Below are 23,002 nucleotides of genomic sequence, written 5' to 3'. Positions count from 1 at the left end.
ACGGCAGCAGCCGGTCCTCGTTCACACCGCCACTTCGTCCTCCTCGACGCTGAGCACCAGTTGGGGCACCTCGTCGGCGCCGAGCTGCCGCAGGACGAGCCCGAGCAGTTCGCCGCACCGCACGGTGACCTCGCTGCCGTCCGGCAAGGAGCGAGCGAGGCTGATCAACTGCCAGGCGCAGTGGGCCTCCATGAAGCACAGGTCCCGCAGATCGAGGACGAAACGGGCGGGCCCGGTGGTGTCCCGGCGGTCCAGCGCCTCGCGCAGCGTCTCGACGAACTCCGCGCGCGTGCCGAGCTCCGCGGAGCCGGAGATGCGGCTGCCGTCCTGGGTCGTGTCGGCGTCGATCGAGTCGAGGTTCTCCAGGACCCGTAGCGGGTGGACCTTGGTCATGTCGCTCAGCAGGCCGTCGCCGAAGCGCTCCTGGTCGTACCAGCAGATCGCGGTGAACAACGGGTCGGCGAACAGCGGGGCCACGGAGGCCTCGTAGTCGAGGAGCCGCTCGTGGTCGAGGCCGATCTTCGGTGCCCAGCTCATGTCGGCGGTCAGCCGCAGTCCCGCCCAGCCCTCGCTGTAGCTGCGGTTGACCTCCCGCGTGTACAGCTCGATCGTGCGGTCCTCGCGGAAGCGGCCGTCCGGGATGTACATCTCGGTGTTCCGCTTCAGGGAGAGCTGCCCGCTGTCCCGGGCGTTGGCGACGTGACCGGAGCCGCCGTCGAGGAGGGCGACCACGTCGTCGTCGTTCATGTCGTCCGGGTTCATGACGAGCAGGACCTTCTCCCGGCGGGCGAGACTGGTCCGGGTGTACGCGGTGAAGACCTTCCACGGTGAGTCGGTGTCGCGCAGACTCATACAGGCGTGATCGCCCAGCTTCAGCCGTTCGACGGGCACGGTCCGATCTGACGTCTCGGTCATCGGCACACCGTAGGACTCCATGACGTCTGATCTGCTGGATGACCGGTTTCGGAACGGAATCCGGTGAAGGTTGATCGGGTGAGACGGTTTTGAGTTCGCAGTGCGGCTGGGTGGGTCATCGCACTGCCAGCCGCTGGAGCAGGCCCCAGGTGAACTCCGCCGCGCACTCACGTCGTACGCCCTCCCTGTCCGGGGCCGTGAACGCGAGCCCCCACCTCGTGGGAGCCGTGCCTTCCAAGGGTCGGGCCGGGGGGAAGGCTCGTGCCGCCTCGTCGACCGTGCAGGACCAGGGCGTCAGGTCCTCCAGCGTGCGCGGAGAAGGGGACGCGGCTCCCGGTGCCCTCACCAGCCACTCGTTCCACACCCCGCCGTTCGGTGCCAGCAGCACCTCGAAGCGCAGGTCCGGCCAGAGGGGCAGGGGCCACAGCCAGGCCTCGCAGTCCAGGTCGCCGACCTTCCGGGTGAGTACCGTCTGCGGGGTTCCCAGCACCGAGCGGTAGCGGGACGCGGCGGCACGTGCGCGGGGGGAGCGGATCATCGCCTGCCAGCGTTTGTTCGCCTCGCGCATGTCGGCCAGGGAGGCGCCCAGCTCGCGGCGGGCGTCCTCGACGAGGTCCGGGTTGTGGTCGGCCATGCGACGGAGCAGTACGAGCTGGAAATCAAGGGACATGTGATCCATCGTGGCCCACCGGGCGGCGGCCGTCGGGCAGGAAGAGCACCGAATTGACGTACCGGGGGCCCCGCAGGGGCAGGACGCGGCGGAGCAGGCCGTGGGTGACGACGTAGGAGGCCTCCGCCTGGTGGGCCTCCAACGGGAAGGCGCTCAGCCGCACCCAGTCGCGGCCCGGCAGCACCCAGCCCTCGTAGCCGAGCAGGGACAGATACGTCACCACCGGGGCGATCGGCTGGATACGGGACTCCAGCTCGATGAAGAGGGCCGGGCGGTCGCGCGTCAGGATGCCGGTCGCGCCGCGGAGGACCGCGAGCTCGCTGCCGTCGACGTCGACCTTGACGAAACCGACGTCCTTGAGGCCGAGTTCGTCGAGGGTGATGCAGCCGACCGAGAGGGCCTGGGCGTGGATGTCACGGCGGACCAGGGAGGAGACGCCCCGGTCGCCCGCGTCACGCGCCGGCAGCCACAGGCGGGCCTGGCCGGGGCGTTCGGCCGCGGCGGCCTGGACGACCCGGACGTTGGGCGGGGCGGTCGCCGCGAGAAGCCGGGCCAGGTGGGGGACCGGTTCCACGGTCACCACCCGGCGTGCCCGCCTCGACAGCCGGCGCGTCCACGGGCCGTACCAGCCGCCGACGTCCACGGCGGTGCCGCAGCCGGCCGGGCACAGCTCGCCGAGTCGCGCCAACTCCGGTTCGAAGCGCGGGTACACGGCCCGGGCGACGGCGGCGACCAGCCGGGTGGGCAGCAGCGGGGCGACCTTCGCGGCCAGGGTCATGGGCTCATCCGCTTGAGCAGTTCCTCGTGTTCGTCGTCCGAGACCTGTTCCCCGGACGACGGCAGCAGCTGCGGGATGCCGTCCACCACCGGGTAACGGCGGTGCAGGCGCGGGTTGTAGAGGACCTCGTCCGGTACGACGAGGTGCAGCGGACCCTTGTCGAGCGGGCACGCCAGTATCTGGAGCAGCGGGTCGTCGGGTTTCATGGGGGTGTCAACTCCTTGGTACCGATGGGGGGTTGGGCGGCTCTCCGGTCGTGCTTGGGCATGGACAGCAGCACGGAGACGGCGAGGGCGGTGCCGGCCAGCCGCAGCGCGAGCCGCAGCGGGTCGTGCGGCAGCGCCTCGCCGAACGACAGCGTGCCGAGCACCGCTGTGAACAGACAGGTCACCGTCGTGCACACCGGGACGATCAGTGAGGCCCGGCAGCGCTGGAGCGCGGCCTGCGACATGACGAGCCCGAACGCGCCGGTGAAGAGGAGGAGATACGGATAGGGGGAGCGAAGGAGGTCGATGACCGCTCCTCCGAGGCCGCTCGACGTCAGATAGCTCGACACGCCCTTGATGGCGAGCGAGCTCACGCCGTACAGCAGGCCCACCGCCACGCCGTACTCGACGCCGGTCGTCGGCATCCGGTGCCGATGGCAGGCGCGGCGCTCGGCGGACCCGTACAGCCACACGCCCGCCGCCAGCGACGGCACGCACACCAGCAGGATCAGCGGGTACGGGGCGGCCTGGCTGACGGTGTCCGCGCGCTCGTCCAGCGACAGGACGACCATCAGCAGTGCGGCGAGGATCGCCCCGAGGGCGTACCGCTCGCGCCCCGTCGTCTCCTCGCCCAGCAGCCGCGCCGACAACAGGACCAGCAGGACGAGACCGGAGACGAAGATGCCCTGCGCGGCGGCGATCGGCAGGGTCCGGTAGACGATCAGCTGTGCACCGAACCCGGCGAACAGCGCGAGCGAACCCCCGATCCACAGCGGGCTGCCGAGCACCAGCCGCAGCAGCCGGGCGGGTTGCCGGATCGACACCTCGGGCAGGGAGCTGAGCGCCCGTTTCTCCAGGACGAAACCGATGCTGTACAGGGTGTTCGCCACCAGGGCCGCCGCCACTCCCCACCACATGGCCAGGCCCCCTAGGTCTTCCGCGCGTGCAACAGCAGGATCGAGGCGAGAGACGGTCTGCGGCACGCCAGCCGGTCGAGCGGCCGCATGGGACGCGGTACGCCGTGGAAGGGCGCCCCTTCCAGTCGTACGACCGTGAAGCCGGCCGCGGCGACGAACTCCCGCAGCGCACGGGCGGTGTAGAGCCGCAGATGCCCCACCACCTCCCGGCCCGGGCGGCCGTGGATGGCACGCAGGCTGACCTCGGAGAACACCGGCTGCACGCCGGCCAGCAGCAGGGCACGGTTGTACCAGGCGGCCAGGTTCGGGGTGGACAGCATGAGATGGCCCCCCGGGCGCAGGACCCGGCGGATCTCGTCCAGTGCCGAGTCCGGGTCGACGAGATGCTCGATCACCTCGCTGAACAGCACGGCGTCGACGGACTCGGCGCCGAACGGCAGCCCGCCGTCGCCGAGTTCGCCGCGGACCGTGTACGGCAGCCGGGTGCGGGCGCGGCGCAGGGCGTCCTGGGACCAGTCGACGCCGACGAGACGGTGGCCGGGGAGCAGGGGGGCGGCGACCGCGGCGGCGGTGCCGTCGCCGCAGCCGATGTCGAGGATGGTGTGTGCGCGCTCCGCCGTCAGGGCCTCGGCCAGCATGCGGGCCTGGCGGAGGCTGCGCGGGGTGCCGGAGGCGACGGGGACGGCGGGGTCCTCGTAGAAGTCGCGCAGCTCGGGCGGCCTGGCGGGGGCGGTCCGGGAGGTCTGGGAGCTCTGGGCGGTCGTCATCGCTGGTCCACGTCCGTCGTGTGCAGATAGTGCTCGAACAGGTCCCGCAGATGGGCGCCGTCGCCGTGGCTGAGCAGGGCGCGCGACCAGCGCAGGGCGAGGTGGAGCCGGCCGGCGGTGGAGGCGGTCGTGACCGTGAGGCCGCGGGGCATCCGGGCGGGCGCCGAGAACCACACGGCGTGCGCCCGGCCCGCCTCCTCGCCGAAGTCCAGGGGGTACGGGATCCGGCCGATGTTGCTGAGAAGCGTGGTGGACGTCCAGGGCCCGGCCGCTCTGCGCAGACCCCGGGTCAGGGCGGCCCGCCAGGCCACGGGGGTGACCGGGGCGGTGAGCAGGGTGGCGCCGCGGCCGAGTTGGGGGCGCGGGAGGGACTTGAGGGCGCGGGTCCGGGTCGCTGTGCGCTCCAGCAGACCGGGCAGGTCGGTGGTCGTCAACTCGTCCGGTGAGAAGGGGACTTCGACGAGCCGCGTGCCGTTTCCGATCGGCATGCTCGTGTCGCGGGGGCGGTCGTCCACGGGCATGGTGATGCGCAGGGGGCGGGGAGCGGTGCCGTGTTCGCGGTTCCAGTGGGCGATGGTGAGGGCCGTGGCGACCATGAGCTGGTCGTTCACGGTGTAGGGGGCGCCCTTGGGGCGGTGCGGGAGGGGGAGTTCGGTGACGAGCATGCCGTTGCCGGGGGACGGCTCGGGGGCGCCGGGCGCCACGCGTGCGGGCGGGGACCAGTTGGAGGGGGTGTCCGCGGGGTCCTGCCGGATCTCGGCGGTGCGGACGGGCGGTGCGGCGGGGCTGTTGTCGCGGCCGCCGTAGAGCTCGGCGGCGGTGGCGAGGACGCGGAGGCAGGCGGGGCCGTCCAGCGCGGTGTGGTTGATGGTGAGGAAGAGGACGGTGGAGTCGCTCAGCCGGGAACTCGGCCGCTGAGCCTGCGTCCTCCCCCATCCCACGACGTCCGTCGCCTCGCTTCCCTCCGCCCGTCCCGCCCCCTCCACCACCTCCAGCCGGATCGGCGGCGAGTCCGTCAGCGGCGGTGCCGTCGTCAGCGCCCGGGTCCGTGCGTCCCGCAACGCGTCCCTCCCCGGAGCGGGGAAGGTGACCACCTCCACGTCCGGGCGATCGGTCAGCTCCCACTCGTACCGGCGCCGGTACCACGTGCCGCGCGCCTCCCTCATCAGGATCCGCGGATGCCGCAGCAGCGCGTCATGGAACGCCTTTCGCAGCCCCGCCGGGTCGAGACGCCCGGGCAGATGGACCTCGATGTGGACCGTCTCCGGCTCCTCCTCCTGGAGGCAGTGCCGGGAGACCTCGTCCACGACCGGGAACGGGATGCGCGCGGGTGCCGTGGTCATGCGGGTTCGCCCCCTTCGACTTCGGGCAGCTGTCGCGTCGGCGCCTCCGACTCGGGTGGCGTCCCCTCCGCCGTGGGCTCCCGCACGCTCACGACCGCCGCGAACAACCCGATCAACGCCAGCAGTTGGGCCGTATGACCGAAGGCGCCGTGCCCCGCCGCGACCGGCTCGCCCGCCCCGGTCGCGGCCGCGATCCCCGCCCCGGCCAGCGCCACGAACGCGATCGGTACGAGCCACTCGTGCCGCCGGTGCGCCAGCAGCGCCAGCGCCGGCACCAGCAGGGCGAACCACCCGGCGATCAGCACCCCCACCACCGTGAGCGCGACCGTGCCCAGCCAGAGACCCGGCGGCGGCGGAAGGACCTGCGGCTCGTCGGGGTTGGGCGAGCGCCGGCGCCACAGCACCAGGCCCACCAGGGCCAGCAGCGCCACACCGCTGGCGATCAGCGCCGCGTCGTAGGTCGTCGCCGGCTCGTACGACAGTTTGACGTCGCCGCCCGCCCCGGCCGGGATCCGCCAGGCCTGCTGCCAGCCGTCGAGCCGTACCGACGACAGTTCCTTGCCGCCCAGCGTGGCCTTCCAGCCGTCGTTGTAGTTCTCGTACGTCGTCAGATACATGGCCGCACCGGAGCCGACGCTCACCTCGCGGCGGTCGCCCAGCCAGTCCCGGATCCGAAGGTCACGGCCGGTGGCGGTGGGTTCCGCGACCGTCCCGCGGGTCAGGGTGACGTCGGTCAGCGTCAGCGGCCCGGCGTCCCCCGCCTCGACCTGGTGCGTACCGGAGCCGAGGTCCAACTCGGCGTCCGCGCGCTCCTCTTGGCAGAGCGTCACCTCGACGGGGCGGCGCTGGGTGAGGTCTCCCACCGTCCCCTTCACGCTGGTCCGGTAGAGCTCGCGGTCCACCGACACCACCGGCCCCTCACCGCACGGCAGCGAGAACTCCCGGTCGCTGCCCGGCTGGGGCGTGCGATAGGAGGCGTCGGGCGTCTCGAGTGAGGGGATGTAGGCCTCGGTCAGGCCCACCGGCAGTCGTAGATCCTCGTCGACCATCGGGTTGTAGAGGGTCAGCGGTGCCGTCTGGGTGATCGTGATGTCGAGGCGGTCGGTGGTGATCGCCGGGAAGCGGACCCAGCCGTTCTCGTCGACGCCGGCGATGGTCGCGCCGTCCGGGGAGCTGATGTTGACCTCGGTGGGACGCGTGGACAGGCCGCCCGCGGGGGCCAGCACCAGTTCGCTGACGGGCTGTTTGCCGTCCCAGCGCAGATGGATCGTCGGCCGGTCGCCCGCGATCCACGCCGTCGTCAGGTCGCCGTCGGTGAGGTTGCGCGCGGACAGACCGACGCCGAGGGCCGCCGTGGAGTCGGCGGTGGCGATCACGCGGTGATCCTGGCCTTCGGGTGCGATCTCGTAGAGCAGCCGGTCGAGTTGCTCGCCCGGCACCGGGACCGCGTTCGCCCGGATCGAGTACGTCCCTCCCGTGGCCGTCGAGAAACGCCGGTGCAGGCCCGACTCCATACCCGTGGCGGACAGGCCCGTGGGGTTGGCCGTGCGGTGCAGGGAGATCAGCTCGGCACCGGCGTTCGTGTCCTCGGCGTCGGTCGGCAGCTTGAGCAGCCGGGTCACCTGGACGTCCGGCAGGGTGATCTCGGAGAAGCCGGCGCCCAGCAGCCCGGTGCGGCGTTCCGCCGAGTCGAGGATCGTCAGCTTCATCCAACCGGTGGCTCCGGGCGGCGACTTGATGGTCTGGGTGCTGCCGTCGGAGCGCAGGATGGTGGTCTCGGACCCCTTCTCGGTCTCCACCCGCACCTTCGTCGCCGCCGACCGCACGCTCTCCTGCGGCAGCGGTGTCACCTTGAACGACGACGGCATGTCGTACGCGTCGTCCGAGAACGCGATCCGCAGCCACTGTCCGTCCGCCGAGCCCAGCGCACCCTCCGCCCAGGCGGTGTCCGGGTTGCCGTCGAAGGCGTTGACCGGGTCGTACTGCGGAAGATGGAACAGCCAGTTGCCGTACGAGGACGCCGACACCGAGCGGGCGCCCCGCAGTTGGGCCACCGTCTGATGGTCGAGGCCCTTCGTCGGCAGGATCTGGTGCGGTTTCTCGCCCGCGTCCTCCGCCGCCTCGGGGGCGTTGCGTTCGTTGCTGGTGTACGTGTACGAGGTGTTGGCGTTGACCAGTCCGAACCGGGTGTCCGCGCGGCGCAGTCCGTCGCCGACCACCTGGAGCGGCGGGGTCCCGACGCCGGGGTGGTTGTCGCCGGTCAGCACGGTCGGCCGGCCGCGCAGCTCGGTCGCGAGCGGCAGCAGGGACTCGGGGCCGCCGGAGACGACGGCGGTGTCGGCGACCGGCAGCAGCCCGGCGTGCCCGGGGCGCGGTACGGCCTCGGCCGGCGCGTAGATCTCCACCGCCCGCTGCCTCGGGTACAGGCCCTCGACCGCGAGGGGGGCGTCCTGGATGATCCGGCCGCCGGTCATGATCGGGCCGAGGCCCTTCATGCGCTGGTAGCCGGACTCCTCCAGGGTCCGCTTCACCGTGGTCGTCGGCACATAGCCGATCTGGTCCGGGTCGAGGTCGTTGCGGACGACGACGTAGTAGATGCCGGAGCGGCTCAAGTAGTCGGCCAGGCCCGGGACCTCGCCGCCGCTCATCAGGGCCTGCTCGACGGCGTCCATCGCGCGGCGGTTGCCGGCGGTGCCGAAGGGGACGTAGTCGCGCTGCGCCCAGCGGGACTCGGCGACCACGTCGAGCGGCTGGTCGATGGTCGAGCCCCAGGTGTAGATGCCGTGCGCGGTCGCCGGGACGACCAGGGCGCGGGAGTCGGGCGAGGCGTCCTTGAGCCAGGCGGCCGTCGCCTTCCAGTACTTGGGGATCTCCTGGAAGGAACCCGGGTTGAGGATCGAGCCGTTGAGATAGGGCCACATCAGACCGGGAAGGATCAGCACCGCCGCGATCAGCGGCGCGAACCGGCGCCCCCGTACCGGTCGGGCGCCCCGCGTCTCGGCCGCGACCCCCACCAGATGGGCGAGGCCCAGCACCAGCGCCAGCGCCATCCCCGTCTGGAACTTGTAGATGTTCCGGAACGGGACGAGCCCGCCGTTCAGCCAGTCCTGCGCCACCCCGTGGAAGGGCGCCCCGAAAGCGCCGCCGTATCCGGCGAGCAGGATCGGCACGACCACGATCACGGTGAGCGTCAACCAGCGCCGCTCCGGCATGTCCCGCCGGGCCAGCCCCGCGAGACCGAGGCCGGCCGCGAGCGTCGAGCAGACGATGACGACCACCGAGGCCGCCACGGTCCAGCCGGCCGGCAGCCAGGCCTCACCGAAGTGCAGATACGCGACCCAGTTCCCGGCGCCGCGCAGCGCCTCGGTCGCCGCCATGGTCTCGGTCGTGGTCTGTGAACTCTCCACGTACGGAAGGAAGTTCTCGCCGTAGAAGCCGAGCAGCAGCAGCGGGATCCACCACCAGGCCGTCGCCAGCACCAGGCCCGGTACCCACCAGGCGATCAGCTTGCGCTGCCGTGGCCCGGGCGGGCGGGACAGCAGATAGAGCCCGACCGGGAGGAGGGACGCGAGGGTCGAGGCCGCGTTCACACCGCCCATGAACGGGATGATCACCGCCGAGCGCAGGGCGGCGACCCGGGCGCTGTACCGCTCGTCGACCAGCGGCAGCAGCACCCACGGCAGGACGGCGCCGGGCAGCGCGGCCGCCGACGTCGAGCCGATGACGATGGTGAACACCGGCCACAGCGCGTAGGCGACGGCGGCGAGCAGCCGCGAGGCGCCGCTGCCGATGCGCAGCCGCTCGGCAAGCCGCAGGGCGCCCCAGAAGGCGACCGACACGATGAGCGACATCCACAGCCGTTCGGCCAGCCACACCGGCAGCCGTACGGCGTCGGCCAGCCAGTAGAACGGCAGCATCGGCCACAGATAGCCGGTGTACTGGTCGGAGATCCCGCCGAACCCGCCCTGGTCCTGCCACAGCTGGCCCAGGTCGGAGAAGAACCGGCCCGGGTCGACGGTGACCCCGAGCTTGGTGTCGAAGGTCTGCCGCCCCGGGTGCACCGCCAGGAACAGCACGAACACCACGGCCCAGAACCCCAGCAGCCAGCGCCGCGACCGCGGGCCCTCCGGCGGGCCCGACATACGCGCGGTGGAGGGTACGGCCGCCGGGGGAGGGGCCTGGACCGTGGACGTCGTCATCGTGGACACCGCCGGAGGATGAGGAGGAGGTTCCAGGTGGCGACCTCGCGGATACCGGGCGCCTTGACGACGGTCTCCGCGAGGAACGGCCAGTAGCGGGAGCGCGCCGAGACCACCCGCACGTCGTTGCGGGCGCGCACCTGCCGCAGGGTCGGGCCGATGTGCACGGCGAACAGGTTCTCGCCGAGGGTGTGCTTGGCGGCCTTTCCGGTACGGCGCCGGTAGCGGGCCCGGGCCCGCTCGGCACCCAGGTAGTGCCAGGGCGCCCACTCGTGGCCGCCCCACGGGGACAGCCAGTTGGTGAACGACAGATAGATCAGCCCGCCGGGCCGCGTGACCCGTACGAGCTCACTGACGAAGGTCTGCGGATCGGCGACATGCTCCAGCACGTTGGAGGAGAAGGTGACGTCCGCGACCCCGTCGTACAACGGCAGCAGGTATCCGTCGGCGATCACGGCCCCGTCGGTGGGCTTGGGACCGAGTTCGGTTACGTCGGGTTCGAACAGGTAGGCATGGGCTCCCCGCCTCCGGAACTCCTCGGTGAAGCACCCGCTGCCGCCACCGACGTCGACGACCGTACGGCCGGTGACGGGTCCGTCGTAGGCCTCGACCTGGTCGACGGAGTCGCGGGCGAGGAGCGAGTAGCAGTGCTCGGGGTCGTCCTGCTCATGGAGGAAGGCCCGGAAGAGGGCGACCGACCTGCGTATCGAGGGGTCCTTGAGGCCAGTGCCCGTCATGGCGCCCAGCTCCTCACCGCCTCGGCGGCGACCGCGCGGAACTGTCTGACCGTCCGGTCCCAGCGGTAGCGGGCCGCCTGCTCCCGTGCCGCCTTGCCCATCAGTTCCCGGCGCTCGCCGGAGAGGGTGAGCGTGCACCAGGCCGCCGCGAACGTGGACTCGCCGTGCGCCAGCACACCCGTCTCCCCGTCCACGACGGAATCCCGCAGACCGGGTACGTCGAAGGCGATGGTCGGAGTTTCACGGGCGGCCGCCTCGGTCACGACCAGACCCCATCCCTCCACCGCCGACGGATGCAGCAACAGCCACGCCGCACAGAGCAGCCGGTGCTTCTCCGCCTCGGACACGTGGCCGGTGAACTCCACGCCGGGACCGGCCAGTTGCTCGAGTCGCTCCCGTTCGGGGCCGTCGCCGACGATCAGCAGCCGGCCGCCGGTCACCGGCCGTACCCGCTCCCACAGCCGTAGCAGCAGATCGATGCGCTTGTACTCGACGAGCCGGCCGACGGCGACGAACAGCGGTTCGGGGGAGCGGTCCGCGCGCGGGCCCGGCTCCTCCACTCCGTTGTGCACGACACGGATACGGTCCCGCTCGACGCCGATCCCGCGCAGTGCGTGGGCCGTCGAGGGGGACACGGCCACCAGCAGACTCCGGTGCTGCGCACCGGTCAGCGCCCAGTGCTCGAGTCTTCGGCCGAGGCGCGCGGCGGGGGCCATCGGTCCGCCGAACCGCATCTTCCACAGATCGGTGTGCACATGGTTGACCAGGCACAGCGTGGGACCGCGGTGCCAGACGGGCGCGAAGTACGGCATCCCGTTGCAGACCTCGACCAGCAGATCGCAGTCGCCGACCTGGCGGGAGAAGGCCGAACGGGCACGGAGGAAGTGACCGAGTTCGCCGCCCGCGGAGACGACCCGGTAGTCGCGGTACGACGCGGGACCGCCGCACAGCAGGGTGACCTGGTGGCCGAGCCGGGTGAGGCCGTCGGCGAGCCGGTCGACCAGGAGCTCGGAGCCCCCGGCGGCCGGGTTGTCCAGATCACGATGGGCAAGGAAAACGATTCGGCGCGGGGGTGGGGGGAGCGCCGAGGGGTGCTGCGACGCCCGGGGAGAGACGGCGTGCAGCGAGGGTGGTACGTGCTGGGGCATGTGCGCTCCAACTCGTCTCAGGGTGCGGAACTTTGAGCGTGGGGGAGAGCTTTACGTTCCTGTGGGGGGTTTGAGTGCTTCCTGCGAGGGTCATGTGGGTGGACTGTGCTCGGGTGGGGGTGGACAGTTTTCGCCCACCCGTTCGCCGTGGCTACTCACCCAGGTGACAATTTCCGGCCTTATTAGAGCTGACGTCCAGTCACATCGTGAGCGGGGAACCGGGCGTATCGGATGAACCGGGATGCCGCCTCCCGCGTACCACCAAAACGGAACCGGCCACCACCAGGACGAACCCCAGCACAGCCGCACCGATCGGTACCGTCTCGCCGATCGCCTTCAGTTGACCGCTGTCCTGCTCGGCCTTCTTCACCGCGTCCTTCTGCGTCGCGGTCGTGAAGGCGATCTTCTCGCTGTCCAGCAGCACCACCGCGTCCTTCTTGGCGCCCGGCGCCCGCAGGGTCCGCTTCGGGCCGGTCTGCGCGTAGATCACGCGGCCGGTGCGCTGGTCGACGACCAGTTCGAACCCGTGGTTGGAGTACCACTCCTCGGCCAGCACCTGCGGGCTGTCCGGCCGGCCGACGAGGCTGCCCGGCACCATCCGGGTGCCGACCTTCGTCGGGGTGACCGTGCCGGTGAACCGGTAACCCGTGTACCCCTGGACCTTCCTGGTATCCCGGTAGGTCAGCACGATGGTGTTGCCCAGGGTGTTGTCCCACCACTGGTAGGCGCGTTTCTGCACGTCGAAGGGGAACTTCAGATAGGCCTCGCCCTCGATGTACGGCGTCTCGCCGCAGCAGTGGACGGGCTTGGTGGTCCTGCGGTCCATGACCCAGCGGTGCGGTGTGAAGTCCAGCGCGTCGTGCGGATCCGCGGCCGGCAGGGTCTTGTCGGTGTCGACCGTGGTCGTCACGTCCCAGACCGCGTCACCGCTGCGCTCGCTGTCCTCGACGTTGCCGCGCACCCGCTGGGTGACGGTGATCGTCTGGCCGTCCACGGTCTCGACCTTGTCGGTGTCGAAGACGCTGCCGGTGCCCTTGTAGACGGCGGTCTGGTCGATGTCGATCGGGTTCACCGCGGCCCGTGGGGTCACGTACCACGCCAGCATGGGCGCCAGGACCAGCAGAAACGTGCCAAGTCCCAGCAGAATCAGGGAGAAAGGAGAGGCTGTACGGCGCATCCGGGTACTCCTGGGGCGTGAGGGTACGGAGTTCGGGCCGCTCTATGGGCCGGGAACCGTAGGCCGCCCTTGACGGAGTGTCAATGTCTTGTCGACACTGGGGCGGACAGACAGGGTGGAACGCCGGGGTGGGGACAACCGCCGGAAAGAGCCACTGAAAGGCTGACCCTGCGATGTCCAGACTGCTCGCCGCCGCACTCACCGTCGTGGCCGCCGCCGCGCTCGCCGTGGGGGCCGCGTTCGGCATCGTCGCGCTGCTCGAAGCGACGCCCGACCAGCCGAACACGCCCTTGATCACGTACGAGCAAGCAGGTCAGGGGAGTTGAGCCGTGACGGCGGTGACTTCCCGGTCGGCCTGGCTCGACGTACCCCGGCTCCAGGTGCGCCGGTTCGCGGAGATCGCGATGGCGGAGGCACCGGCGCTCGCCGAGGAGATCCTGCGCGAGATCCGCCGCGAGTACCCCCATCTGCCCGTCGTCCTCGACGAGTCGGGCGAGCCGATGGCCCTCGTCGGCATCCGCCGCGCCATCGAGGTCTTCGTCCAGCACCTGGAGACCGCGGAGGGCCGCCCGTCGGTCCCCCCGGGTGTCTTCCAGGAGTTCGGCCGGGGCGAGGGGCTGAACGGCCGCAGCCTGGACTCCCTCCAGGCCATCTACCGCATGGGCGTACGCCTGGCCTGGCGCCGTTTCGCCGAGATCGGCCAGCGCGTCGAGATCCCGCCGCCGGCGATGTACGAACTCGTCGACGCGGGCTACGAGTACCTCGACGGCCTCGTCGACCAGTCGGTCCGCGGCTACGCCGAGGCGGCGGCCCGCCAGGCGGGCGAACGGCTCCGGCTCCAACGCCGCCTGATGGAACTCCTGTTGGTCGAACGCCACCGGCACGGCGACCCCGCCGAGGCCCTCACGGAACGCGCCGCCCGCATCGGCTGGCCGCTCCCCGAGAGAGTCGCCGTCGGCGTGCTGCTGCGCCCGGCACGGGAGGCGGTACCGCCCGCGGTCGGCCAGGGGGTGCTCCTGGACATGGAGTACGAACTGCCTCGCATGGTCGTCCCCGAACCGGACGCGGCGGGTCGCCCCGAACTCCTCCATCGCGCCCTGACCGGCTGGTCCGGCGCGATAGGACCCCCCGTTCCGCTGGCCGACGCCGCGAAGTCGCTGCGCTGGGCCGAGGCAGCCGTACGCCTGATGGAACGCGGTCTGCTGCCGTCGGGCGAGGTCCTGCACTGCACGGAGCACACGGAGGCACTGGTGCTCCTGCAGCCGGAGGAACTGATCGACGACCTCGCGCTGCGCTGCCTGGCCCCCCTGGCCCACTGCGGCCCGACCCACGGCCGCCGCCTCGCCGAGACGTTACTGGCCTGGCTGGAGACGCGTGGCGGAGCCCCGGAGGTGGCCGCCCGGTTGGGCGTTCACCCTCAGACGGTCCGCTACCGCCTCCGTCAGATCCGTGAGCTCTGGGGCGCGGAGATCGACGACCCGGACCGGCGCTTCGAGCTGGAACTGGTGCTCAGGGCGCAGCGGTTGAGGGGGGTGCTGGGGGAGTCGCCGGACAAGCCCTAGGAGCGACTCAGGAGCACCTCAGGAGTCGGACCGGCGTTTGAACTCCACCGGCCCGGCGTTCATCTGGATCGTGCCGTCCACGTGCAGGAACGGACGGCGTTCGGTCATGCGGCTGCTGTACGCCTCGACATGGCGGATCGCCGCACCGTCGGGAGCGGTGAAGTCGACGAGGGCGATGGCCACCCAGAAACGGGTCGAGGTGTTCTCGAAGAGCGGCACGGTGACGTTGGACCCGCGGCCGTCGTCCACGACGACCTTGGCGCCGAAGCTCTTGAAGGAACCGAAGCCGTTGCTGACGGCGGAGTAGGCGCACAGCAGGACATAACCCTGCTCGTCGGGCCGGACGATGCGGACCGTCTCGCGGCCGGGGGTACGGGAGTCGCCGTCGAGCTGGACGTAGGGCGGCTCCTTCAGGGAGCCGAGGTTCTTGTAGTAGACGACGTCCGAGTCCTTGGTGACGGGACCCTTCTTGACGAAGGTGCCCGGATCCCGTGGTCCGCGCTGGGCCTTCGAGGCGGGCACGAACAGGGCGTACAGGTCCAGGTCGGCGCCCTGGCGGCGCCGCTTGTCGCTGCCGCCGTCCCATTCCAGGGTCACGGTGACGACCAGCTCGCGGTCCGACTTGTCCAGACTGATCGAAACCTGGCCGCCCTTGTCCAGGCTGACCTTGCCGAGCGGGGGTTTGACGAGACTGGCCGGTGCCGGAGCGGGTGACTGTGCCGGTGCCGGTGCCGGTGCCGGTGCCGGTGACTGTGACTGTGGGGGAGGCATCTCGGCCTCCGGCTCGGACACATCGATCCCGAAGTCCGCGGCCAGCCCCGCCAGTCCCTCGGCGTACCCCTGCCCGATGGCCCGCAGCTTCCATCCGCCGCCTCGCCGGTACAGCTCCACGAGCAGCACCGCGCGCTCGCCGTCGGTCAGCGCGGGCGCACGGAAGACGACGGGATCCCCTTCGGGCTGATGGGCCCGGACGGTGACCTCGTCGACCTCACGGAAGGTACGGGCGGCGTTGTCGGGATCACAGCTGCCGACCAGCACGACCCGGTCCACGTCCGCGGGCAGCCCGGCCGGATCCACGACCACCCGCTCGGGCCCGGAACCATCGGCACCGACATGCCGCACGGCCCCGTCCTCACCCGAGGGCTGGTTGTAGAACACCAGATCCCCATCGGACCGCACCCGCCCGTCCGCCCCCACCAGCAGCGCGCTCAGATCCACCGGATCACCCACGGTGTGCAACTCGGCGGTCAGCGGTCCGGAGCCCACCACGGTGTTCCCGCCCTTGAGAAGCTCAGGCACAGCGACTCCCCCACCCTTCGACGTGTCGTCACCCTGTCACATCGGATCGGGAAGGGAAGAGGGGGCGCCGGGGGCTCTTCGGTCAGACCGGTTCCTTCTGCGCGGCACGTCGGGGGGCCGGCTGGTCCAGGTGGACCACCACCGTCGTGTAGAAGCGGTGCACGGCGTCGTCGACGCTGCGGATGAAGCCGGACTCGGTGTTGCCCCGGGTGCTGCCCATGCCCTTGAGGAGGGACAGCCGGAAGCCGGTGATCTGCGTGCCGTTCTTCGGCAGCAGGTCCGCGGGTTCCGGTCGGAGCCGTTCCAGGGTGCCGCGCGGGCCGGCGGCGTCGCCTTCGACCAGGGTCTCCACGTGCAGGTCTGCCGGGGCCTCGCCGAGGCGGCGCATCAGTCGCTTGGCCCAGGTGAGGGGATAGCCCTGCTCCGGCGCGGGGACCTCGACGGAGGTGCGCAGCCTGCCGGTGCGCAGATCTGCGCCGATGGTGAGCAGGCCGGGTGCCTGTTCGACGCGGAGCTCCGCATGGAGCCGGCCTTCCAGGCACAGCCGGTCGGCCAGCTGGATCCGGCGGGTCCCGTGGTCGGTGCCGCGTCTGACGCGCTGGGTGGGCAGGACCTTCTGCCCGAGTTCGCCGCCGAGCCTGAGGCACACCTGGCGGATGAGCCGCTCCCAGCTCTCGACCACTTCGAGGGCCCGCGGATCGCCCTGGCAGAGGGTCTCGTCGTTGATGCCGTTGCGTACCGGCACCCAGGCGGAGCCCATGTTCTGGAAGCCGTGGCAGCCGGAGTTCTCGTGCTGGAGATAGTGCAGCAGCTCCTGGAGCAGCCAGGTGCGCGCCGCGTTGCCGACCCCCTCGTGCCGGATCAGCAGCTGTGCCTGATGGGCCACCTCGGCCCAGGACAGATGCCAGAGCGCCACCTGGTGCTTGCGCCGGCGGTCGATCCTGACGTCGACCAGAGGGCTGCCCTCCAGCGCGACGTCGTTCGACACCGTGATCACGGCCTCGTAGCCGCGCCGGGCGGCGATGTCCATGTAGGCCTGCACCTGGTCGGCCTTGAGGGCGTTGCCGTTGGTCTTGGTCTCGACGAGCGCCGTCCACAGCTTGCCGGCCCGCTCGATGCGGATCACTCCGTCGGGCCGCCGGGGTGTCTCGCCGTGCGGCAGCGAGACCTCGGTGAAGGTCTCCATACGGCCGGAGGGCGCGCCGAACGCGGCGGTGAGCCGTCTGCCGAACCGCGGTACCTGGGTCATCACCGACAACAGCACCGAGGTGGCGCGCATCTCCCGGTCCCGGTCGCTCTTCAGAGCGGAGAGCGGGAAGAGCCGGGCGGGCCGCCAGGAGTCGTTCTCCGCCAGGGACTTCTGCGGCGCGCTGGGCGGTGCGGCCCTCTTCTTGGCGGTGCGGGGCCGGGCGGCCGGTTTGCGCGGTCTGGTCTCGTCGGCGGAGCGGCGGGGCGCCGGTACGGCGTCCAGCGCGGCCGCCGGTTCCGGTTCGGGGGCCGGGTCCGGCGACAGGCCGGGCGGCTCGGCGTTCGCGGCCGGTTCCGGCGTCGCCGTGAGCGTCGTACCGTCCACGTCCTCGTCGGCGGGTTCCGCCTCGTCGTCGATGTCGACCCCGAAGTCCGTCGCCAGCCCTGCCAGCCCCGAGTCGTACCCCTGTCCGACGGCCCGGAACTTCCAGTCCCCTTCGCGGCGGTACAGCTCGCCGAAGATGATCGCGCTCACCTGGCCGGGGTCGCCGATGGTGAAGCGGAGGAGGCTCTCGCCCACCGCGTCGGACAGGGTCACGCGGAGGTCGTCCAGTTCCCCGAAGTGCGCGTCGCCGTAGCGGCTCGCGGCCACGACGACACGGTCGACCTCGGGTGCCACCACGGTCAGGTCGAAGCTGATCCGGTCCTCGTTGCCGTCCTCGGTGGGCGTCTTGTCCAGCAGGTGCACGCTTCCGTCGGCGGCCACCGGGTTGTTGTAGAAGTAGAAGTCCGCGTCGCTGCGGACCTTGCCGTTCGGGCCCAGAAGCAGGACGGACACGTCCGCGTCGCCGTCACCGCCCTGGCTGCTCCAGCCCAGGCTGACGATCACCGAGCCGGTGTTCTCACTCAGGGCCGACAGGGCAGTGTTCGACCCCTTGGTCATTTCGTGCACGAGATCCCCCCAGGAACCGCATCCCCCAAGACACGCCACGCAGTGTGACGTGTCACACACGAACACAGTAGTACCGGCACCTCGCACCCGTACGCTTCCTGCCGAAACGGGACGGTTGCGCAGCGCGTAGTCTGCAGGCCCATTGCCCAGGGAAACGCGGTATGGCTAGCCTGTGTTCGTTATCCCGATCGTCTGTTGAAATTTCGAACAGATGCCTAAGACGCAAAGGGAGGGGGCTGGACGTGGGACGTCTTGTACCTGCCGTGACCCGGGCTCTCGACATTCTCGAGCTCTTCCTCGACGGGGACGGCACGCTCTCCGCCCCCGACATAGTGCGCAAGCTGCAGTTGCCGCGCACCACCGTGCACGAGCTGGTGACCACGCTCGCCGCGCGGTCGTACATCGTCCCGGTGCCGGGTCAGCCGGGACGTTACCGGCTCGGAGTGCGGCCGTACCAGCTCGGCAGCCGGTACGCCGAGCAACTCGACCTCGCCGCCGAGGGGCAGCAGGTCGCGCGGTCCGTCGCCGAGACCTGTGACGAGACGGTGCACGTGGCGATCCTGGAGGGCACCGACGTCATCTACATCGCCAAGGTGGACTCCACGCATGCGGTGCGGATGGTGTCCGCCGCCGGGCGCCGACTCCCTGCCCATTGCACCTCCGTCGGCAAGATGCTGCTCGCCTCGCTCCCCGAGCCGGAGCTGAGCTCCCGCATCCCGGACTCGGCCGAGCTGATCCGGATGACTCCGAACAGCATCACCGAACCGGGCGCCCTGCGCGAGGCCCTCGCCCACATCCGCGAGCGCGGCCTCGCCGTGGAGAGCCGTGAGTCCAACCCGGACGTCTCCTGCGTGGCCGCCCCGGTCCGCGACCGCACCGGCCGGGTGGTGGCCGCGCTGTCCATCTCCGTGCCCATGATCCGCTGGAGCGACGAGCGCCGCGACGAGCTGGAGCAGCTCGCCGCGAAGGGTGCCGCCGAGCTGTCCGAGCGCCTCGGTCACCGGAGCGTGGGATGACCTCGAAGACGTACGACTACGAGGTGGCCGTCCGCGCCGAGGCGTCCCTCGGCGAGGGCCCCACCTGGGACCCGGCGCGGAACCACCTCGTCTGGCTCGACATCCTCGGCGCCCGGATCAACACCTACGACCCCGTCTCCGGCCACCGCACGGTCCGCGTCACCGACCAGCACGTCGGCGCCGCCAAGCCGCGCACCGGCGGCGGGCTCGTCCTCAACCTGCGGGACGGCGTCGCCCTCCTGGACGCGGACGACTCCTTCCGCTGGCTGCACCACGAGCCGGTCCCCGGCCGCCGCGCCAACGACGCCGCCGTCGCCCCCGACGGTTCGCTGTGGGCGGGCACCATGCGCTACGACGAGGCGCCGGGCGGCGGCACCCTGTCCCGTCTCACCGGCGACGGCTCCTTCGAGACCGTCCTCGACGACGTCGCGGTCAGCAACGGCACCGGCTGGAGCCCCGACGGCCGCCGGATGTACTACATCGACTCACCGACCCGCCGCGTCGACGTCTTCGACTTCGAGGCGGGGCGCCCCGTGAACCGCCGTCCCCTCGTCGAGATCGAGGAGGGCGCCGGCTTCCCCGACGGCCTCACCGTCGACGCCGACGGCTGTGTGTGGGTGGCGCTGTGGGACGGGGGAGCGGTGCGCCGCTATACGCCGGAGGGTGCGCTGGACCGGGTGATCACCCTCCCCACGCCGAGGGTGACAGCGTGCGCCTTCGGCGGTGCAGACCTGACCGACCTGTACATCACGACGGCGACGGTGGGCTTGGAGGCACCGCACCCGGTGGCGGGTTCACTGCTGGTGGTGCCTGGCGCGGGAAAGGGTCTGGAGCAACCGGTCTTCGCCGGTTGAGCGGACCCGCCCAGGGGCGCTACTGCAGCCCCACCCTCTTCAACTCCTCAGCAGTCAAAGGCGGCGCCGCCAAAGGGGCCTTCAACGGCCCCACCGCCGCCGCCAGCAACACCGACGGACTCAGCAACACCTCCGCCCGCCGCTCCAACGACGTCACATCCGTCACGCGGCGGGCGATCCGCCCGTTCCCCGTGGCCGTGAGCATCAGCCGGTCCACGTACCCGGCCAGCAGCCGGTCCCGCAGCGTCGGCCCGTTCTCCGTCGCCCCCGGGTAGAACACGTCCTGCCCCGTCGCCAGATCCCACGCCGCCCCCACCGGACGGGCGACGGCCTTCTGGACCCGCCGGGACAGCCCGGGCGAACCCCACCCATGACGCGCGGTCAGCTTCCGCAGGAGAAGCGCACTCTGCGCACCGACCGCCAGGCCGTGGCCGTACACCGGGTTGTACGCGGCCAACGCGTCGCCCAGCACCGTGAAGTTGTCGGGCCAGGCCGCCATCCGCTCGTAGAAGTACCGGCGGTTGACCGTGGCGCGGGTGACCGCCACCTCGGACAGTGGCTCGGCCTGCCGCAGCAGGTCGCCGATGAGAGGGTGCCGCAGCTCCTCGCGGGCGAAGCGGACGAAGTCGTCGGCGGCGCCGGAGGGTTCGCCGCCCCGTGTGCCGTTCACCGTGACGATCCAGCGGCCGTTCTCGATGGGCAGCAGAAAGCCCGCCCGGCCCGGGACGCCGGCGTGCGGGTCGGGCTGCACATGGACGACGGGGAAGCCGCTGCGGGCCTGTTCGGGCGCGAGGTAGAGCCGACTGGCGTACGCGAGGCCGGAGTCGACCTTGCGCTCCCGCGGCGCGGGCAGTCCGAGTTCCGTCAGCCAGCGGGGCGCTCCGGAGCCCCGGCCGGTGGCGTCGACCACCATGCCCGCCCCGATGGTGCGTTCACGGCCGTCGTGCTCCCGCACCCGGACTCCGGTGACCGCCTCCGGCGTGCCCGCGAGGCCCAGCACCTCGGTGCCGGCGAGCACTTCCACCCGCCCGTCGGCCAGGACCTGTGCGCGGACCGTCGCGTCCAGCAGGTCCCGCCCGGCCAGGATCACGTGGTGGGACTCGGGCCAGCGCCGGAACCAGCCCTGCGCCGAGTAGCCGACGATGTCCGTGGTGATCGGCGCCCGTCGCGCCCCCGCCTCCCGGAGCACCTCGGAGATGCCCGGCAGCAGCTCCTCCATGGCCCGCACACCACCCGACCACAGCATGTGGGCGTGCCGGGCCTGCGGCAGACCCCTGCGCGGCTCGGGGCCTCCGGGCAGTACGTCCCGCTCGACGACCAGGACGCGGTCGGCGAAAGCGGCGAGCGCCCGTGCTGCGAGCATGCCGGTATGGGATCCCCCCAGGACCACGGCGGTTCTGGCGGGGGAGGGACTCTCACTCATGCGCGGACATGCTCTCTGCCGGGACGGCCGCACGGGTGCGTACCGCCTTGATCTCGTCGGGGCTGCGCAGGGCCTCGGACACGGCCTGGATCTCCTGCAGCAGATAGGTGGTGTCGGGGACGCTCGCGTCGTCGGCGTCCGGAGAGCCCGGCTCGCGCTCCATGGCGTCCAGGATCGTCACGGCCGCCGCCAGCGCCTGGGCCCGGCCGCGCTCGAGACCGAGGGCCAGGGCGGCGTCGTAGGCGCGGTCGCGCAGCTCGTCGTCGAGGTGGCGGGAGAGTTGCAGGAGGGCGTCGCGGATGAGTGTCTCGCGGCGGATCAGCCGCATCTCGAGGGTCGCCCGCAGCGCGAAGGGCTCACGGCTGCCCGTGACGCCCCGCATGAGCCGGGCCAGGGGTTTGAGGCCGCGGTGCCGGCGGCGCAGCCACCACCGCTCCTGGAGGTACTGGCCGGCGTGCGGCACGATGAAGCCGGTCGCGACCAGGGTCGCCGCGATGCACGCGGCCGACGGCGCGATGTTGGTGTTCAGCCAGTCCAGGTCGTGTCCGGTCCAGCGGGCGACGACGGCCGTGAGCTTGGCGACGCTGAAGAGCAGGTTCGTCGCGAAGCCGACTCCCAGGAACCTCAGCCCCCAGCGCAGCCAGCCGTCGAGACCCGCGGTGCGGATCCAGTTCCAGACGAGCCGGGACGTGACCAGACTGGCCGCCATGTGCGCGAACAGGTAGAGGAGGATCGCCTCACGCATGAACGGCGTGCCGGCGTAGTAGGTGTCCAGGTCCCGGATCTGTTCCACGGGCACGTCGGCGAGGGCGAACAGCACCCACAGGGCGACCACGACACCCGCGTAGACGGCGACCACCCACCGGGTCGCGCGGCGTGTGTGGGCGTGGCGCTCGGTGCGGCCGTTGCGCCAGTGGACCACCAGCAGCAGCCATGACGCGCAGAGCGCGGTGAGCAGCGAGTACACCCAGGGCGCCGCGATGTTCGGCACACCGGTGACCCGGTTGGTCCAGGAGATGGTGCTGGGGGCGGCGAAGACGAACACCGCGCAGGCGAACAGCAGCAGGCCGCCGACGGCCCGCAGCAGCGGGTCCCGCCAGAGCTTCAGGATGCTGGGCAGTTTGATCACCAGGGCCGCGGTCAGCACCACGGTGGGGAGCCAGAAGGAGACGTACACCCCGCTGAGGAGGTTGCCCTGCGCGAGCGGACCGGCGTGTGTCACCGCTCCGTGCCTCTGCGCCCGCGGTACCCCATGGACCGCTCCATCCCGTTCAGGGACGCCCTGCCGCCGTGGCCCGACAGATAGGGCCGGAACGCCGCCGCCAGCCGGTGCCCGAAGTCGTCCGCCTCCGCCTCGTCGGTCTGGCGGGAGCCGTCGCGGGCGGCGACGGCCAGGGCGTCCTTCCAGTCGGGGCCGCCGGCCAGCGCGCGGGCGGCGGCCTGGCCCACCCCGTGCCGGTGCCCGGCGTTGAGATGCCACAACTCATGGCCGAGGATGACCAGTTGCTGCACTGCCTCGGCCCGTTCCTCGACGATGACCAGGTCGAATTCGTGGAACTCCACGCACAGGCCGGTCACCTCGATCTCGTCGGGGAACCGTTCGAAGCGCAGCTCGACGGGCCGCCCGTCGCGGCGCGCGCTCATCTCCTCGCACAGTGCCCGGCACACCTCGTGCACACCGGCCGGGGGAGTGGGCCTGGCCCGCAGCGCGGTGTCGAGTTCGACGGCGAGCCGGCGCATCGCGGACCCGGTTCTCGCGCGCCGCAGCGCCGCGGCGACCCGCCCCGCCCTCGTGCGCGCGATGTCCATCGATCCCCCTTCTCACCGCTGTCCGACAGCCCGTCCGAGCGT

General features: G+C 71.5%; 20 protein-coding genes. 4 read left to right on the top strand and 16 right to left on the bottom strand.

Translation table 11 applies throughout. The features are described 5' to 3' along the window. Positions 1-21: 21 nt before the first annotated feature. From ACWD3I_RS10730 to ACWD3I_RS10680, 11 genes are all read right to left on the bottom strand, one after another. Positions 22-915, bottom strand: coding sequence for an MEDS domain-containing protein (locus ACWD3I_RS10730; RefSeq protein ID WP_365393776.1), 894 nt, complete (start codon positions 913-915; stop codon positions 22-24). Between the two features lie 115 nt (positions 916-1,030). Then, the gene (locus ACWD3I_RS10725; protein ID WP_451084065.1) at positions 1,031-1,594 is read right to left on the bottom strand and encodes a hypothetical protein; all 564 of its coding nucleotides are present in this window, start codon (positions 1,592-1,594) and stop codon (positions 1,031-1,033) included. Next, the gene (locus ACWD3I_RS10720) at positions 1,575-2,363 is read right to left on the bottom strand and encodes an FkbM family methyltransferase (RefSeq protein WP_365393774.1); all 789 of its coding nucleotides are present in this window, start codon (positions 2,361-2,363) and stop codon (positions 1,575-1,577) included. Before ACWD3I_RS10720 ends, ACWD3I_RS10725 begins: the two co-directional genes overlap by 20 nt. Further along, positions 2,360-2,569 (bottom strand): Trm112 family protein, encoded by a 210-nt coding sequence (locus ACWD3I_RS10715; protein WP_266892872.1) that lies wholly within the window; start codon positions 2,567-2,569, stop codon positions 2,360-2,362. Before ACWD3I_RS10715 ends, ACWD3I_RS10720 begins: the two co-directional genes overlap by 4 nt. After that, positions 2,566-3,474 carry a hypothetical protein gene (locus ACWD3I_RS10710; RefSeq protein WP_365393892.1) on the bottom strand — a complete coding sequence of 303 codons (909 nt, stop codon included), beginning with the start codon at positions 3,472-3,474 and terminating at the stop codon, positions 2,566-2,568. The genes ACWD3I_RS10715 and ACWD3I_RS10710 overlap by 4 nt, the downstream gene beginning before the upstream one ends. Before the next feature lie 23 nt (positions 3,475-3,497). Continuing rightward, on the bottom strand, positions 3,498-4,253 hold the full coding sequence (locus ACWD3I_RS10705; protein WP_365393773.1) for a class I SAM-dependent methyltransferase: 756 nt from the start codon (positions 4,251-4,253) through the stop codon (positions 3,498-3,500). Next, a complete protein-coding gene (locus tag ACWD3I_RS10700) occupies positions 4,250-5,596 on the bottom strand; it encodes a condensation protein (protein WP_365393772.1) in 1,347 nt (448 codons plus the stop codon). The genes ACWD3I_RS10705 and ACWD3I_RS10700 overlap by 4 nt, the downstream gene beginning before the upstream one ends. Beyond that, positions 5,593-9,795, bottom strand: a complete 4,203-nt coding sequence (locus ACWD3I_RS10695; protein WP_365393891.1) for a DUF3367 domain-containing protein — start codon at positions 9,793-9,795, stop codon at positions 5,593-5,595. Before ACWD3I_RS10695 ends, ACWD3I_RS10700 begins: the two co-directional genes overlap by 4 nt. Continuing rightward, complete coding sequence (locus tag ACWD3I_RS10690) at positions 9,792-10,532, bottom strand: class I SAM-dependent methyltransferase (protein WP_365393771.1); 741 nt, start codon at positions 10,530-10,532, stop codon at positions 9,792-9,794. Before ACWD3I_RS10690 ends, ACWD3I_RS10695 begins: the two co-directional genes overlap by 4 nt. Continuing rightward, complete coding sequence (locus ACWD3I_RS10685; RefSeq protein WP_365393770.1) at positions 10,529-11,680, bottom strand: glycosyltransferase family 4 protein; 1,152 nt, start codon at positions 11,678-11,680, stop codon at positions 10,529-10,531. Before ACWD3I_RS10685 ends, ACWD3I_RS10690 begins: the two co-directional genes overlap by 4 nt. 199 nt (positions 11,681-11,879) lie before the next feature. Then, complete coding sequence (locus ACWD3I_RS10680) at positions 11,880-12,857, bottom strand: DUF3068 domain-containing protein (RefSeq protein ID WP_365393769.1); 978 nt, start codon at positions 12,855-12,857, stop codon at positions 11,880-11,882. Positions 12,858-13,030: 173 nt separating this feature from the next. On the opposite strand from ACWD3I_RS10680, the gene ACWD3I_RS10675 reads away from it, so the two are divergent. Continuing rightward, positions 13,031-13,183, top strand: coding sequence for a hypothetical protein (locus tag ACWD3I_RS10675; RefSeq protein WP_199924585.1), 153 nt, complete (start codon positions 13,031-13,033; stop codon positions 13,181-13,183). Between the two features lie 12 nt (positions 13,184-13,195). Continuing rightward, entirely contained in the window at positions 13,196-14,419 is a 1,224-nt protein-coding gene (locus ACWD3I_RS10670) for a helix-turn-helix domain-containing protein (protein WP_365393890.1), read from the top strand. A gap of 18 nt (positions 14,420-14,437) precedes the next feature. On the opposite strand, the gene ACWD3I_RS10665 is transcribed toward ACWD3I_RS10670, so the two are convergent. Together ACWD3I_RS10665 and ACWD3I_RS10660 are read right to left on the bottom strand one after the other, a co-directional pair. Continuing rightward, the gene (locus tag ACWD3I_RS10665) at positions 14,438-15,718 is read right to left on the bottom strand and encodes a TerD family protein (RefSeq protein ID WP_365393768.1); all 1,281 of its coding nucleotides are present in this window, start codon (positions 15,716-15,718) and stop codon (positions 14,438-14,440) included. 82 nt (positions 15,719-15,800) lie between these two features. Continuing rightward, positions 15,801-17,849 (bottom strand): TerD family protein, encoded by a 2,049-nt coding sequence (locus ACWD3I_RS10660; protein WP_365393767.1) that lies wholly within the window; start codon positions 17,847-17,849, stop codon positions 15,801-15,803. A 251-nt stretch (positions 17,850-18,100) separates the two neighbouring features. Between ACWD3I_RS10660 and ACWD3I_RS10655 the strand changes: the two genes are divergently transcribed. Then, positions 18,101-18,874 (top strand): IclR family transcriptional regulator, encoded by a 774-nt coding sequence (locus ACWD3I_RS10655; RefSeq protein ID WP_365393766.1) that lies wholly within the window; start codon positions 18,101-18,103, stop codon positions 18,872-18,874. Then, a complete protein-coding gene (locus ACWD3I_RS10650) occupies positions 18,871-19,728 on the top strand; it encodes an SMP-30/gluconolactonase/LRE family protein (RefSeq protein ID WP_365393765.1) in 858 nt (285 codons plus the stop codon). Before ACWD3I_RS10655 ends, ACWD3I_RS10650 begins: the two co-directional genes overlap by 4 nt. A gap of 19 nt (positions 19,729-19,747) precedes the next feature. Here the strand turns inward: ACWD3I_RS10650 and ACWD3I_RS10645 are convergent, their stop codons facing one another. The 3 genes from ACWD3I_RS10645 to ACWD3I_RS10635 are packed head-to-tail and all read right to left on the bottom strand — an operon-like array spanning position 19,748 to position 22,960. After that, positions 19,748-21,151 (bottom strand): NAD(P)/FAD-dependent oxidoreductase, encoded by a 1,404-nt coding sequence (locus ACWD3I_RS10645; protein WP_365393764.1) that lies wholly within the window; start codon positions 21,149-21,151, stop codon positions 19,748-19,750. Further along, the gene (locus ACWD3I_RS10640) at positions 21,144-22,373 is read right to left on the bottom strand and encodes an MAB_1171c family putative transporter (RefSeq protein ID WP_365393763.1); all 1,230 of its coding nucleotides are present in this window, start codon (positions 22,371-22,373) and stop codon (positions 21,144-21,146) included. The genes ACWD3I_RS10645 and ACWD3I_RS10640 overlap by 8 nt, the downstream gene beginning before the upstream one ends. Continuing rightward, positions 22,370-22,960 carry a toxin-antitoxin system, toxin component family protein gene (locus ACWD3I_RS10635; RefSeq protein WP_365393762.1) on the bottom strand — a complete coding sequence of 197 codons (591 nt, stop codon included), beginning with the start codon at positions 22,958-22,960 and terminating at the stop codon, positions 22,370-22,372. Before ACWD3I_RS10635 ends, ACWD3I_RS10640 begins: the two co-directional genes overlap by 4 nt. Positions 22,961-23,002: the final 42 nt, after the last annotated feature.

The organism is Streptomyces sp. NPDC002817 (assembly GCF_053592055.1).
Note: the sequence above shows the minus strand (reverse complement) of the source record. Positions and strands in the feature narration are given on the sequence as shown.